Raw genomic sequence first — 14,135 nt, 5'->3', positions numbered from 1 at the left:
ACAGTGAATATTTTCAATGTAAAGACACCGACAAAATTCTCATATGAGAAAATACCTATTTTTTATAGAAAAAGTTTCTGTTTAAAACCCTGTAAAATCGCCAAACAGCATGGAAAGGATTGAAATCAATTTTGTCATCCAGTCGAAGAATAACATAATTCCAACCAGTATCATGATATAACCGCCGATTTTCACTATTCTGACGTTATGCTTACGAATCCACTGCATTTTTCCAATAAAGAATGAAAGAATGAAGAATGGAATCGCAAATCCAAGGGTATAGGCAATCATGTAAAGCATGCCAGATCCCGGATTTGAGCTTGCAAGCAATATGACGGAAGCAAGAATCGGTCCTGTACAGGGGGTCCAGCCCGCAGCAAATGCCATGCCAATCAACGAGGATCCAAAATAACCGGATGGACGATTCTTGAACTCAATCTTCCTGTCTTTCATCAGGAACTCTGGTTTAAAGAAGCCAATTACCATTAATCCAAAGGCAACAATAAAAATGGCGCCAAGCTGGCGGATCAGGTCCTGATATTGAATGAAGAATTGGCCAACGAATGACGTTCCAAAACCAATCGCAATGAAAATCACCGAGAAGCCTAGCAGGAAAAATAATGTATGAAGCAAACTTCGTTTTTGCAGCATAGCATTTTCGCTTTTCAGTTCACCGACCGACATTCCTGTTATATACGATAAAAACGCAGGATAAAGAGGCAAGCAGCATGGTGAAATGAAGCTGAGGAATCCCGCTCCCATGGCGATAAATATATTTATATCTGACATTTTTTCAACTCCAGTCCATATTCGATAGTCCCATTCTAACAAATAATATTCACTATTATTATAGTTTAACTGTGAACAATTTATTAATTCTATAAAAATGATGTTTAACTTTGAAAAGATAGGGTACAAATGGATGGTGTATATTTTTTACAGGAAAATATTTTACAAATGTTTCTTTTGAAATTTGGGAGTTTATGCTATATACTAATATAGCACTTGTAATAATTTCTATATTTATAACGATTTTACATAATAGGCTGTTGAAACACATAAACAGAGAGGATTTTCACATTGTCTAAAGAGCAACTGATCACCCTTATAGAGAAGAAACGTGAAGAGCTGATTGAAATCGCATCGAAGAACGGCTTGAACTCTACTATTGCCATCCACTATAGCCAGGAACTTGATGAACTATTAAATGAATATAACCGCGTTTATATTAAAAAGATTGCAGCACACTAAAAAACAGCTAAACGCCATCAGCGTTGTAGCTGTTTTATTTTTATCCCACAACATCCTCCAAACGTTCCACTGAGCCATTCTGCAGAAGATACATCTTGTGGTAAAGCCCCTGTTGTGATAACAGTTCCTGATGTGTTCCACGCTCAACAATTTCCCCATGATGGAGAACGATAATCTGGTCTGCATCCTGAATGGTAGACAGCCTGTGGGCAATGGCAATCGTTGTCCTGCCTTTGCGCATTTTGGACAATGCCGTCTGTATAGCCTCTTCTGTTTCTGTATCGATATTTGCCGTTGCTTCATCCAGAACAAGAATCTTCGGATTGGAGGCAATCGTCCTCGCGAAGGCGATCAGCTGCCTTTGCCCGCTCGAAAAAGTCGATCCCCTCTCCGTCACCTTATGTTCATACCCATCTTCAAGTTTACCGATGAAAGAATCTGCCTGGACAAATTCAGCCGCCCTCTTGATGTCCTCTTGCGTCAGCTCACTGTTGTGAAGCCGGATATTATCACCGATTGTTCCGAAGAACAAGAAAGGATCCTGAAGAACCAGCCCCATTTTATCACGCAGCTCTTTCACCGGATAATTCTTTATGGGATGATCATCGATTAAAATATCGCCTCTCTCAAATTCATAAAAGCGCATCAGCAGGTTGATGATTGAGCTTTTTCCGCTGCCGGTGTGACCGACAAAAGCCAGTGTTTCACCTGGATTTACGGTAAAACTGATGTTTTTCAGTACGTCCCGTTTGCCGTCATAGGAAAAACTAACATCCCTGAATTCAATTTTGCCATCATTGATTTTATCTGCCTCTGTCCCAGTCTGTGCCGGAGCAAGCTGATCTTCATCCAGCAGCTTGAATACTCTTGAAGCCGCAACAATAGCCTGCTGGTACATGGAAAGGCGCATCATCATATTGTTAACCGGTTCAAAAAATCGATCCAAATAATTGATGAAGGCATAAAGCACTCCAATTTCAATAGGGCTGTCAAAGGAAGTGATCCCGAAAAAGCTTAGCACGATGATTAACGCCAAAATATACACAAGGTCCACCGCAGGGCGCAATAGCAGTCCGTCAGCCTTGATGTTTCTCATACCCGCCTCGAAATGCTTGTCATTGATGTCGCCGAACTCCCTTTTCAGTCTTTCTTCCTGGCGAAACATCTGGATAATTGACATACCCTGAAGCGATTCACTTAGCTTTGCATTCAACTGGCTCAGCCTCTCACGCATATCCTGATAAAACCTTGAGCTTAATTTTCTGTACAAGCTCATGATAAACACAATGAACGGTAAAATCAGCATCGTGAATAATGCCAGTTTGACATTCAGAATGAACATCGCGACAAAGATTCCGAATAACAAAAAGCCACTCTGGATAAAGGTCGCAATAACACTGACAAACATATCCTTGATTGCCTCGGTATCATTCGTAACCCTGGATACAAGGGATCCTGCAGGTGTTTTATCGAAATATTTTAAACCGAGCTGCTGAACCTTGGTGAATACATCAATCCTCATTTGCTGGATGATTTTGAGAGCGATTTCCTGGAATTTCAACAACTGAAAATAAGAAACAAGCACATTGAGTACCTGGATGCCAATATATGCAGAACCGAGCATCAGCAGCGGCTGAAAAGGCAAATACCCTTCCCTCAAGTAATCATCGATGAAAATCTTCACTAAAATTGGCCCCAGCACATCCCCAATCGTAGCGAGAAGCAGGAATCCAAAAGCAACAAAAATCATCTTCAAGTGCGGCTTCGCATAAGCAAGAAGCCTGAACAGCACGGACCGCTGTTCTTTTGCGTTTAATACTGGCGTTTTTTCCATGGTTAACCTCCCTGCTCAACGAGTTCTTCGAGCTGCTGTCTCAAATACATGTCCCTGTACCAGCCATCCTGCTCCATTAGCTGATCATGCGTCCCTCGTTCAGCAATCCGGCCATTTTCAAGAACAATGATTAAATCGGCGTGATGAATGGCGCTTAGGCGGTGCGCAGTGATAATCGTTGTTTTATCTTTTCGATTTTCTTTCAATGCGGAGAGAATCTGCTCCTCGGTCTTTGCATCCACCGCTGAAAGCGAATCATCCAGCACCAGTATTTCAGGGTTCATCACAAGTGCTCGCGCGATAGAAATCCTTTGCTTTTGCCCTCCCGACAAAGATACCCCGCGCTCTCCGACAACGGTCTGGTAACCATGCGTGAATTCCAGTATATCTTCATGGATATTCGCCACTCTTGCTGAACCATAAATGACTTCCTTATCAACAGAAGGGTTGGCAAATGCTATGTTTTCCTTGACTGTGGCTGAAAAAAGGAAGTGGTCCTGAGGAACATATCCGATTGCCTGCCTTAGCCGATCTATCTTATAATCCTCGATGTTCCTGCCTCCAACAGAGATGCACCCATTGGAAAGGTCGAATTCACGTATAAGGAGTTTCAGCAGCGTTGTTTTTCCAGCTCCTGTTTTCCCAACGACCCCCAGAGTCTGCCCTTTGCCAAGCTCAAATCTGATATTTTTCAATATCGGTTCCTGGTCCCCTGGATAGGTAAATGATTCGATATTATAATGAATGTCACCTTCAGGAACGATATTAAGTGCGTCTGCCTTGTCCTGAATGTCAATTTTTTCATCCAGCAGGGCTGAAACACGGTCATAGGAAGCCCTTCCCCGCTCGACAATATTGAAAAACCAGCCAAACGCCAGCATCGGCCAAACCAGTAAGCCGAGATAGGATGTAAAGGATACTAGCTGACCAATCGTCAGCTCCCCATCCAAAACATATCTCGAGCCGAATGCAATGGAAAGGAAAAAAGATATACCGACGATTATGGAGATTGTCGGGTCAAATAGCGCGTCAATCTTTGCAACCGAGATGTTCTTTTTTACGACATCTTCGGACTGCTTGCGGAAATCCTCAATGTCTTCATTTTCCTGGCCAAAGGTTTTAATTACTTTTATGCCAGTAATGCTCTCCTGTGTCTTGTCATTCAAATCTGAAAATGCTTCCTGGGCCTTATGGAATCTTTTATGAAGCATGGTCCCGTACCAGCTTGTCAGCAAGGCCATAAACGGCATTGGAATCAAAGCAATCAAAGTAAGCTTCCAGCTGATCGTGGCAGCCATTGCAATAATTACAAACCCGCCGGTTGAAACGGAGTCTACAAATGTCAGGACCCCCGCACCTGCAGTCTGCTGAATTGCCGACAGGTCATTGGTGGCATGGGCCATCAAATCCCCTGTCCTTCTTTTTTGGTAAAAGGATTGAGACATGCTGGTAAAATGAGCATAAAGTCGATTCCTTAATAACCGGGACAGCTTCACAGCTGAACCAAAAATCATAATTCGCCAGTAGTAACGAAGCGAATACATCGCCAGTCCTGATACAACAAGTACGAATATCCAGATGCCAAGCTTCCCTGAAGTAAGGGTTCCATTGGTAATCTCATCTACAATAATCCCAATGACGCGAGGCGGTACAAGCTGGAGCAGTGCCACAAACAGCAGCAAAAAAACCCCAATTAAGTAAGCTTTTTTCTCAGCTTTGAAGTACCATAATAAATCTTTAAATACGCTCATAAATATATCCCCCATACACCTTAAATGCTTAAATAGTTTAACAAATATTTGTAAAATGGGGAAGATTTTTTCTATTGGCAATTTGGTTAAAATGGAACAAACAACAACATTTTCACCCAAAACACGAACTTTAATTATGCAAACAATGATAACTTTCGTGTTTTTTCTATTGAAGAATAATAAATTGGTGTTATAATGACTATTAAATAATATATTCACTCATATAATCGCAGGGATATGGCCTGCAAGTTTCTACCGGATTACCGTAAATGATCTGACTATGAGTGAGCAATGCAAGAGGCGGATTGCCCTCTTTTGTCTTAGTTGCGACTAAAAGCCCAAAGACCATTGCTTCACTCATTTATGACGTGAATGCATGGACTTTGGGCTTTTTTTATAGGCTCTGAGAGAAAAAGGAGGACTAACATGAAACAGCTAACCGAAAAAATTAAGGCCGAAGGGAGCGTCCTGTCTCCAACCATCCTAAAGGTGGATACTTTCCTGAATCACCAGGTTGATCCTCAGCTAATGCTTGAAATCGGAAAAGAATTCGCCAGCAGGTTTGCAGGATCTGGGATTACTAAGATTTTGACAATCGAATCATCCGGCATTGCACCAGCTGTAATGGCAGGTCTCCAATTACAGGTGCCAGTTGTTTTTGCAAGGAAAAGAAAATCTCTTACACTCGTAAAAGATCTGATAACGGCATCCGTTTACTCTTTTACAAAGGAGGAAAACAATGAAATCTCTGTATCTAGTAAATTCCTCTCAGAGGATGATACAGTGTTGATCATTGACGATTTCCTTGCAAACGGACAAGCTGCACTGGGGCTAGCAGAGATTGCGAACAAAGCTAAAGCATACATAGCAGGCTTCGGAATTGTGATTGAAAAAGGATTTCAGGATGGCGGCCGTCTTTTACGTGAAGAAGGCTACAGGGTTGAATCACTGGCCATTATAAAGTCTCTCGAAAATAGCATCGTAACGTTTGAACATTCGGATGAAGGAAAGGCGGAGATGATTCGATGAAACAGAATCCATTTAAAATTGCTTCCCTAGGAATTCAGCATGTTTTGGCTATGTACGCTGGCGCGGTAATCGTTCCGCTGATTGTTGGGGGAGCGCTTGGCTTAACGGGAGAACAGTTAACATATTTAGTTTCGATAGATATCTTTATGTGCGGAATCGCTACCCTGCTCCAGGTTTGGCGCAACAAATTCTTCGGAATCGGTCTTCCTGTTGTGTTAGGCTGCACATTCACTGCCGTTGGTCCGATGATTGCTATTGGCGGCCAGTACGGAATTTCGGCCATCTATGGCTCTATCCTCATTTCTGGTATTTTTGTCGTTGCCATATCAAAGTTCTTTGGAAAACTTGTCAGGTTCTTTCCGCCGGTTGTTACCGGATCGGTTGTGACGATCATCGGAATTACCTTAATTCCTGTTGCCATGAATAATATGGCTGGGGGCCAGGGCAGCCCGGATTTCGGCTCCCTCTCAAATATCGGGCTTGCCTTTGGCACCTTGCTTTTTATCATTGTGCTTTTCCGCTTCTTTAAAGGGTTTGTCCGAGCTATCGCCATTCTGCTCGGGCTTGGTGCGGGGACAATCGTTGCATATTTTATGGGAATGGTAGACTTTTCAGCTGTTAGGGAAGCATCCTGGCTGCACATGCCTGCTCCATTTTACTTTGGCCTCCCTACATTTGAATTATCAGCCATCCTGACAATGATTCTAGTCGCGATGGTAAGCCTGGTTGAATCTACAGGAGTATATTTTGCACTAGGAGATATTTGTGAAGAAAAGCTTGAAGAGAAAGACCTGGCAAATGGTTACCGTGCAGAAGGACTGGCGATTATTCTTGGAGCCTTTTTTAACGCATTCCCTTACACAACCTATTCACAAAATGTCGGCCTTCTACAGATGTCAGGAGTAAAGACTAAGAACGTCATATACACAGCCGGCGCATTCCTTGTCCTGCTGGGCTTAGTACCGAAAATCGGCGCTTTGACTACGATAATCCCTACTCCAGTACTTGGAGGAGCAATGGTTGCGATGTTTGGCATGGTCGTTGCTTATGGAATTAAAATGCTCAGCAAGGTGGAGTTTTCCTCACAGGAAAACCTTTTAATAATCGCATGTTCTGTGGGAATGGGTCTTGGTGTCACTACAGTCCCGGAACTATTCGCTCAGATGCCATCCAGCATCCGCATACTGACAGACAACGGAATCGTAGCGGGAAGCTTGACCGCTATTGCACTGAACCTGGTTTTTAATGTATTTAATGGAAAGAAAGTGGTTCAGCACCCTTCTGTTGTACAACAACAGGCTTCATAAGAATGATTTTATTGCAATCAATAGCAGGCACCGGTTACCCGGTGCCTGCTTCTGTTTTGTAACTTTATCCACCATACCCTTATGAAGGACACTATTTCATTGTTCCCGGACATTTTAGTCCGTCAATGTTTTAAGGAATTCTCCCCTATTCTTAGGACAAGCTTTACTTCAGTTATAAAGCCTGGCTCAAATCCTCTATCAAGTCCTCCACATCTTCAATCCCGACAGAAATTCGGATTAAGCCGTCCGTGATTCCAAGTTCCGCACGGCGCTCTGCTGGAATGGAGGCGTGAGTCATTTTAGCGGGAACCGAGATCAAGCTTTCAACCGCCCCAAGACTCTCTGCAAGCGTAAAATACTTCACTTTCTTTAGTACCTCAGCTGCTTTTTCTGCGCTGCCTACATCAAAGCTGACCATTCCTCCAAACCCGCCTGCCTGTTCTTTGGCAATTGTATGTTGTGGATGCGATTCGAGACCCGGGTAATACACTTTACCAACACTCTCGTGGCCAGAAAGAAACTCGACTATCTTCTTTGTGCTTGATTCATGGGCTTCCATCCGCAGGCCCAATGTCTTAATTCCCCTCACTAATAACCAGGAATCCTGAGGCCCTAAAATTCCGCCCGTAGAATTCTGGACAAAATGAAGATCATCAGCAAGCTGTTCATCATTCACGACGACCAGTCCAGCCACTACATCGCTATGTCCGCCGAGATATTTAGTAGCAGAATGAAGGACGATATCCGCTCCCATTGTCAACGGTGTTTGCCAGTATGGTGTGCTGAAGGTATTGTCGACGATGGTTAGCAAGCCATGTTCTTTTGCCAGCTGCGCACTTGCCTTTATGTCCGTCACTTTCAAAAGTGGATTTGTCGGAGTCTCGATATATAAGGCTTTCGTGTTTGGCTGAATAGCAGACCTTACAGCATCCAGGTCTGTTGTGTCAACAAAAGTAGACTCTATGCCAATCCTGTTAAGCACCTTATTCATGATCCGATAAGTCCCGCCATATACATCATCTGTGAGAACTATGTGATCCCCTGAGTTAAATAACATCATGACTGCAGTGATGGCTGCCATGCCCGAACCAAAAGCAAACCCGCGTTTTCCTTCTTCCAGGTCCTTTATCAGCTCTTCGAGAGCAAACCTTGTCGGATTCCCAGTCCGGGAATATTCATACCCACTATGCACTCCCACTTCTTCTTGTTTATAAGTACTTACCTGGTAAATCGGAAATGAAACGGCACCCGTCGTTTTATCACCTGGAATACCGCCGTGGATTAATTTTGTTTTGCGTTTCATTTAAATTCCCCCCTCGTATATTTTTTTGCTTAAATAACGCTCGCTTCCATCAGGGAAGATCGTTACGATTTTTGTGCCTGGAGGGGCTTTTTGTGCTTCCTGCAAAGCTGAATGAAGAGCTGCGCCAGAAGAACTCGCAGCAAGTATTCCCTCTTTAGCCGCGAGCTCTTTCACGCGGTCAAATGCATTTTGGTCTGAAACGGTATGGATTCCATCAAAGTAAGAAGTGTCCATGTAATGCGGAAGGAATTCCATTCCAATTCCTTCTGTTTTATGGGGGCCGGATTCGCCGCCATTAAGAATCGATCCTTCTGGTTCAACAATGACGGTCTTTACCATTGGATTTTTTTCTTTTAAAAACCTTGCAGTACCCATAAAAGTTCCGCCAGTACCAGCACCAGCTACAAAAATATCAATCTCTCCATCCAGGTCATCCCAAATCTCTGGCCCTAGTGTTTTATAGTAGGTATCAGGGTTGGCTGGATTTGAGAATTGTGACGGGGAATAGGAATTTGGGATATCCATAAGCAATTGTTCTGTCTTACGGATGGCTCCCTCCATTCCTTCCGAAGTCGGAGTATGGATGATTTTTGCTCCCAGCGCCTTCATGATTGACTGCTTTTCAAGGCTGAATTTTTCTGGTACAACAAAGATTACATCAATGCCTTTATTAATCGCGGCAAGTGCAACTCCTATGCCAGTATTTCCAGCAGTCGGTTCAATCAATGTGCCGTTTTCAGCTAATTTGCCTGAGCGGAATGCTTCATCCAGTAATTCTAAGCCAAGCCGGTCCTTTATACTGCCGCCTGGATTTAAGTATTCTAACTTTGCGAACAGCCGGACATCTTGTGGAAGATGGAATCTGGTTAGTTCAATCATCGGTGTATTTCCAATAAGTTCATGGATACTGCGGTAAACCGTCATTGCCTATTACTCTCCTTATTCAGCAAAAACCTGGCGCCACTCATCTTTCTTTTCCAGCATTTTTGCTGCAATTTCCTTTGCTCCCTCTAAACTGTGGCTGGCTGCCCAGCCGCACTGGATTTCATTGCAAGCTGGCACCTCATCGGCTTCAAGTACATCTTTCAATGTTTTTTCCAGCACATCCAGGATATTGTCATAATCATCATGATTGATGACTGAAAGATAAAATCCTGTTTGACATCCCATTGGGCTTATATCCACAACCGTGTCATGGTGGTTGCGGATATTTTCAGCCATTAAATGCTCAAGTGAGTGGAGACCGGGCATTTCCATATGCTCCTTGTTTGGCTGGCAGAAGCGTATATCATACTTATGGATAACATCTCCACTGGCTCCCTGGGTCGTACCAGCAAGCCTTACATATGGTGCTGCAACTTTTGTATGATCAAGATTGAAACTCTCGACATTCATTTTCTTTACCATTATTTTTTCAGCTCCTCTAACATTAGTAAAATTAGTTCTGCGGAATTTTTAGCAGCAGTTTCTAGGAATTGGTCAAATGAAATATTCGAATCCTTCCCGGCAATGTCTGATAATGACCTGATAATCACGAATGGCACTTCAAATTGATAAGCAACCTGGGCTATTGCAGCTGCTTCCATTTCAGCAGCATACAAATCAGGCAGTTTGCTTCTGATAAATTCTACTCTCTCTGGGTCGTTCATGAAGGAGTCCCCAGAAGCAATCAGACCCTTTACGACTTGAATGTCGTTAATTTTTCCAGCACTCTTTTCTGCTACATTTACAAGGTTGGCATCAGGTGAAAAATATGCAGGCATTCTAGGAACCTGCCCATATTCATAGCCAAAGATTGTAACATCAACATCATGATGCCTTACCTCTGTCGAAATAACTACATCACCCACATTCAGTTCTTCATGGAAACCGCCTGCAGAACCTGTATTGATGATGACATCAGGCTTGAACTTTTCAATCAACAGCGCTGTCCCCATAGCGGCATTCACTTTACCGATTCCAGACTTAAGCAATACTACTTCCAGGCCATCAACCTTGCCATTGTAAAATTCACTTCCTGCAAGAGTGATATCTTCCCTGTCTGCCATTTTACTGCGAAGCAAATCTACTTCTTCATCCATTGCACCGATAATTCCAACTCTCATTACTGCAACTCTCCAATACTTTGATTAATTTTTGGTTACTTTAACAGCCTCCATCAGCCAAACATAGGGGTTCATCTTTTCGAAACGAACCTCAAAACCGTTTTTCCGAAAAAGATGTTCCAGTACTTCAAGAGTGGTATAGTACTCTCTTTGAAGGTCTTCAAGGAGATTTAGGAAGCCTTGCTCTTTTACGATTCGGTGTCGCCCCTCACGATCCTTTTCATCCAAAAAGGCGGTATCAGCAAATACAATCTTTCCATCATTCCCTAATATCTCACTATATAACTTGATGGCGGAATCTTTTTCATCATCTGTTAAATGGTGAAAAGCATAGGTACTTACGATCGTATCCACTTTTTGGGGCAATTCAGGGAAATGAATAAAATCCCCATCATACAAGTGCATATCCAAAAATCTGGCTCTGGTTTTCTCCCTCATCACTTTGGAAGGTTCTACACCGTAGACCACTCTTCCTAAAGAAATCAGCTTTTCAGTCAGATTTCCTGTTCCGACTCCAAACTCCAGTACTGTCCCTGTTGACTTAGATGCTACTGCATGTAATATTTTATCATAATCCTCGAACACTTCTTTATACTCAACATCATGACCTGAAACTGTTTCATCATAAAATTCTGCCCAATCATCAAACAACGGGATAAATTCTCTTCCCATTTTCTCACCCGCTTTTAATTATTATAATTCCTATAAGTATACTATGAATTAAAATATTATAGGACACATATTAGCACACTCATTTTTTGAAATCAATTTTAATTAATCGAAATTTAATTCTTTTCTACTTTAGAAAACACCATCTCAATAGTGTATACTTATGTTAAGAAACATTTTTCAGGGGGAAAACATGGGAAAGCGTGTACTGGTTGCAGAAGATGAACAAAGAATAAGCCAGTTGTTAAAGATGTACTTAGAAAGAGAATCTTTTGAGGTTGAGGTAGCAAACAATGGCGTAGAAGCATTGGAGAAAGCAATACAGGAACCCTTCGATGTCATCATTCTTGATATTTTAATGCCTGGAAAAGACGGCTTTACAGTGTTGGAGGAAATCAGGAAAATCAAAACCACACCCGTAATTATGCTTTCGGCTAAAGGTGAGGCCCAGGACCTTAAACGTGGGGAAGAATTAGGAGCCAGCGAGTATATTTTAAAGCCTTTCAGCCCAAAGGATGTCATTGCAAAAATAAAAGAACTGATATAAGAAAAGGCATTGTTCCGAACACAATGCCTTTTTTTATAGAAATTTTCCTTTTCGTATCTCGTGAATATCACCATAAAATTCAATGTCATCATCAATCAAGACGATGCCATCCCCATCATTACAGGTATAAATGCTTTCGTTCTGGAGCGTAGAATATTGCAATAACTTATCCTGTTCCTTCTCCAAACTGTTCCAATGCGGCATGAATTCAAAATCCACCAGCTCCAGGCCATCTAGACTTTCCAGCCCTGCCTCATTTTCATCATGAAAGGCAGCGATTTTGATAGAGCTGGACATAATAATGCTTCCAGCACTTACACCAATTAATGGTTTCCCTTCCCGAACCATTTCCCTTATGAGACTAAATATATTACGTTCCTGCAGGTTCTTCAAAAACAGGTATGTATTTCCGCCAGAAAGAAAAATACCATCACATTTTTTAAAATCCCCCAACTTTAATTGATCAAATTCCTGATCTACATCAAAATATAAAAAATCCGTTACACCAAGCCTTTCTAACTCATCCTTACCTTTTTCAAAGTACTTTCTTTGCTTATCTGTTCTCGATGGAACATAAGCAAGCTTAAAAGGTTTGGGAGTTAATACTTTCCTGATTTTTTGAACCAAAGCGGGATTGTTATTGCTTACATCACTCAGCAGGATTAATTTCCTCAACTCAATCACTCTTTCAATTAATTTTTATTTACTATGCGAATATGTGCAGGATTTTCCCGTAAAGTTTTTCCGGATATATGGTAAACGTAGAGATTGTGCATCAATTTGTTGAGAATATAGTTCTTACGTAGAGAATAAGTAAAATTTTGTAGAGATTTCCAACTAGACCGAAGCTCATATCCGAGATTCCAAGCGCCTGGCTGTAAATAACTATATCCCACAATAATTCAACATAGATTTCATAAATTCCTTTTATACAAAAGCCATAAAAAAAGAGCCTGGAACCCCAGACTCCTCATTTCCTGTTCGCCCATATCACAAATGGGATTAATAACAGGGATAATGCTCCGCCCCCTAAAGACAAGAAGGCATAGCTTGAATTAGCGACAACCAAGCCTGATAACATCCCGCCTGCCGCACCGGACAACGCAACCAGTACATCGATGGTGCCTTGCATTTTCGCACGGTTTGATGGATTGGTTGCATCGACAAGCAGTGCTGTTCCACTGATCAGCCCAAAATTCCAGCCCAACCCCAGGAGTATGAGAGCTAATGTAATCCAAAACATTGATTCGCCCGGTGCAACAGCAGCCAATACGCCGGAAGCCAGCAGTGTTACTCCCGAAGCAACAGCCATTGCCGCTCTGCCGATTTTATCCACTAGCACCCCTGTTAATAAAGACGGAAGGTACATGGCACCGATATGGAAGCCGATGACCATCCCGACTGCACTCAAGCCATGTCCGTGACTGCCCATATGCACAGGCGTCATAGTCATGATCGCTACCATCACAATCTGGGTCAACACCATGATCAAAGCTGACACAGCTATTCCCCGTTTATTCGTTGCTTCTGGTGCTTCGATGTAATCAGCGCTGGTGACTTTGGCGTTCCGTTCCGCCACGGCAATTGCCCTTGCAACAACAAACGGATCTGGACGAAGGAAAAATAACAGAATCAAGCCGGCTACAATATAGGCTGCTGCGGCTAATATGAAAGGTCCCGATAAAGCAGGTACACCTACAGAAAGTGCAAATCTTCCCATTGCGTCTACAAGATTCGGTCCTGCGACAGCACCAAATGTAGTGGAAACCATGGCGATGCTGACTGCTGTGGCCCGTTGCTTTGAACTGGCAAGATCAGTACCTGCGTATCGAGCCTGCAAATTCGTTGCACTCCCAGCACCATATATTAATAGTGCTGTAAAGAGGAGGTAAATATTATTTGTAACTGCGGCAATTATGACCCCAATGGCGCCAACTCCACCCGTCAAAAATCCAGATGCCAGACCAGCTCTCCTGCCATAACGTTGGGAAAGCCTCCCGACGACAAGGGCCGCTCCTGCTGACCCTAGAGTAAAAAGGGCAGTTGGAAGTCCGGCCACACTTTCAGTGCCAAGCATTTCTTTGGCCAACAAAGCTCCTACTGTGATCCCCGCTGCAAGACCCGCACCCCCGAATATTTGCGATAAGACAACAATTATTAAGGTTCTCTTATATAATGCCTTTTGCTTTTCAGGTGACTGTACATAATCTTGCAGCCATTCTGATTGACTATCAAGCGCTGCTCCATCATTTTGTTGTGCCATTCTTTTTGCTCTCTCTTTCTATTTATAGGTAAACTCATTATACCATAAAGGGTATAATTTAACATATCAATTGAAT

Annotated in this window: 14 protein-coding genes and 1 riboswitch; of the genes, 4 read left to right on the top strand and 10 right to left on the bottom strand. The window is 42.6% G+C overall.

Annotation, left to right across the window (positions count from 1 at the left end):
• Window positions 1–81: 81 nt before the first annotated feature.
• Window positions 82–789: a cytochrome c biogenesis CcdA family protein gene (locus B5X77_RS14125; RefSeq protein WP_079508622.1), complete on the bottom strand. Its 708-nt coding sequence runs from the start codon at window positions 787–789 to the stop codon at window positions 82–84.
• Between the two features lie 291 nt (window positions 790–1,080).
• Between B5X77_RS14125 and B5X77_RS14120 the strand changes: the two genes are divergently transcribed.
• Window positions 1,081–1,251, top strand: a complete 171-nt coding sequence (locus B5X77_RS14120; RefSeq protein WP_079508621.1) for an aspartyl-phosphate phosphatase Spo0E family protein — start codon at window positions 1,081–1,083, stop codon at window positions 1,249–1,251.
• Window positions 1,252–1,291: 40 nt separating this feature from the next.
• On the opposite strand, the gene B5X77_RS14115 is transcribed toward B5X77_RS14120, so the two are convergent.
• Window positions 1,292–3,085: an ABC transporter ATP-binding protein gene (locus B5X77_RS14115; RefSeq protein WP_079508620.1), complete on the bottom strand. Its 1,794-nt coding sequence runs from the start codon at window positions 3,083–3,085 to the stop codon at window positions 1,292–1,294.
• Between the two features lie 2 nt (window positions 3,086–3,087).
• Window positions 3,088–4,836, bottom strand: coding sequence for an ABC transporter transmembrane domain-containing protein (locus tag B5X77_RS14110; protein WP_079508619.1), 1,749 nt, complete (start codon window positions 4,834–4,836; stop codon window positions 3,088–3,090).
• A 199-nt stretch (window positions 4,837–5,035) separates the two neighbouring features.
• A riboswitch (purine riboswitch) is annotated at window positions 5,036–5,137 on the top strand.
• Window positions 5,138–5,262: 125 nt separating this feature from the next.
• Between B5X77_RS14110 and B5X77_RS14105 the strand changes: the two genes are divergently transcribed.
• A complete protein-coding gene (locus tag B5X77_RS14105; RefSeq protein WP_079508618.1) occupies window positions 5,263–5,865 on the top strand; it encodes a xanthine phosphoribosyltransferase in 603 nt (200 codons plus the stop codon).
• Window positions 5,862–7,172 carry a nucleobase:cation symporter-2 family protein gene (locus tag B5X77_RS14100; RefSeq protein ID WP_079508617.1) on the top strand — a complete coding sequence of 437 codons (1,311 nt, stop codon included), beginning with the start codon at window positions 5,862–5,864 and terminating at the stop codon, window positions 7,170–7,172. The genes B5X77_RS14105 and B5X77_RS14100 overlap by 4 nt, the downstream gene beginning before the upstream one ends.
• Window positions 7,173–7,344: 172 nt before the next feature.
• Here B5X77_RS14100 and B5X77_RS14095 read toward each other — a convergent pair whose 3' ends face one another.
• The 5 genes from B5X77_RS14095 to B5X77_RS14075 are packed head-to-tail and all read right to left on the bottom strand — an operon-like array spanning window position 7,345 to window position 11,252.
• Entirely contained in the window at window positions 7,345–8,475 is a 1,131-nt protein-coding gene (locus tag B5X77_RS14095) for a bifunctional cystathionine gamma-lyase/homocysteine desulfhydrase (protein ID WP_079508616.1), read from the bottom strand.
• Window positions 8,476–9,399 (bottom strand): PLP-dependent cysteine synthase family protein, encoded by a 924-nt coding sequence (locus tag B5X77_RS14090; protein WP_079508615.1) that lies wholly within the window; start codon window positions 9,397–9,399, stop codon window positions 8,476–8,478.
• 15 nt (window positions 9,400–9,414) lie between these two features.
• Entirely contained in the window at window positions 9,415–9,882 is a 468-nt protein-coding gene (locus B5X77_RS14085; protein ID WP_079508614.1) for an S-ribosylhomocysteine lyase, read from the bottom strand.
• Window positions 9,882–10,580 (bottom strand): 5'-methylthioadenosine/S-adenosylhomocysteine nucleosidase, encoded by a 699-nt coding sequence (gene mtnN / locus B5X77_RS14080; protein ID WP_079508613.1) that lies wholly within the window; start codon window positions 10,578–10,580, stop codon window positions 9,882–9,884. The genes B5X77_RS14085 and mtnN overlap by 1 nt, the downstream gene beginning before the upstream one ends.
• Window positions 10,581–10,604: 24 nt before the next feature.
• A complete protein-coding gene (locus tag B5X77_RS14075) occupies window positions 10,605–11,252 on the bottom strand; it encodes a class I SAM-dependent DNA methyltransferase (RefSeq protein ID WP_079508612.1) in 648 nt (215 codons plus the stop codon).
• Window positions 11,253–11,442: 190 nt separating this feature from the next.
• Here B5X77_RS14075 and B5X77_RS14070 point away from each other — a divergent pair, with 190 nt between their 5' ends.
• Window positions 11,443–11,796, top strand: a complete 354-nt coding sequence (locus B5X77_RS14070) for a response regulator transcription factor (RefSeq protein ID WP_176167322.1) — start codon at window positions 11,443–11,445, stop codon at window positions 11,794–11,796.
• A gap of 33 nt (window positions 11,797–11,829) precedes the next feature.
• On the opposite strand, the gene B5X77_RS14065 is transcribed toward B5X77_RS14070, so the two are convergent.
• Complete coding sequence (locus B5X77_RS14065; RefSeq protein ID WP_176167321.1) at window positions 11,830–12,471, bottom strand: Type 1 glutamine amidotransferase-like domain-containing protein; 642 nt, start codon at window positions 12,469–12,471, stop codon at window positions 11,830–11,832.
• A 295-nt stretch (window positions 12,472–12,766) separates the two neighbouring features.
• Complete coding sequence (locus B5X77_RS14060; protein ID WP_079508609.1) at window positions 12,767–14,059, bottom strand: MFS transporter; 1,293 nt, start codon at window positions 14,057–14,059, stop codon at window positions 12,767–12,769.
• Window positions 14,060–14,135 lie beyond the last annotated feature (76 nt).

Origin of the sequence: Mesobacillus jeotgali (genome assembly GCF_900166585.1) — a bacterium.
Classification (GTDB): domain Bacteria; phylum Bacillota; class Bacilli; order Bacillales; family Cytobacillaceae; genus Mesobacillus; species Mesobacillus jeotgali_A.
The sequence above is the reverse complement of the archived record's forward strand: the minus strand, read 5'-3'. Positions and strand labels throughout refer to the sequence as shown.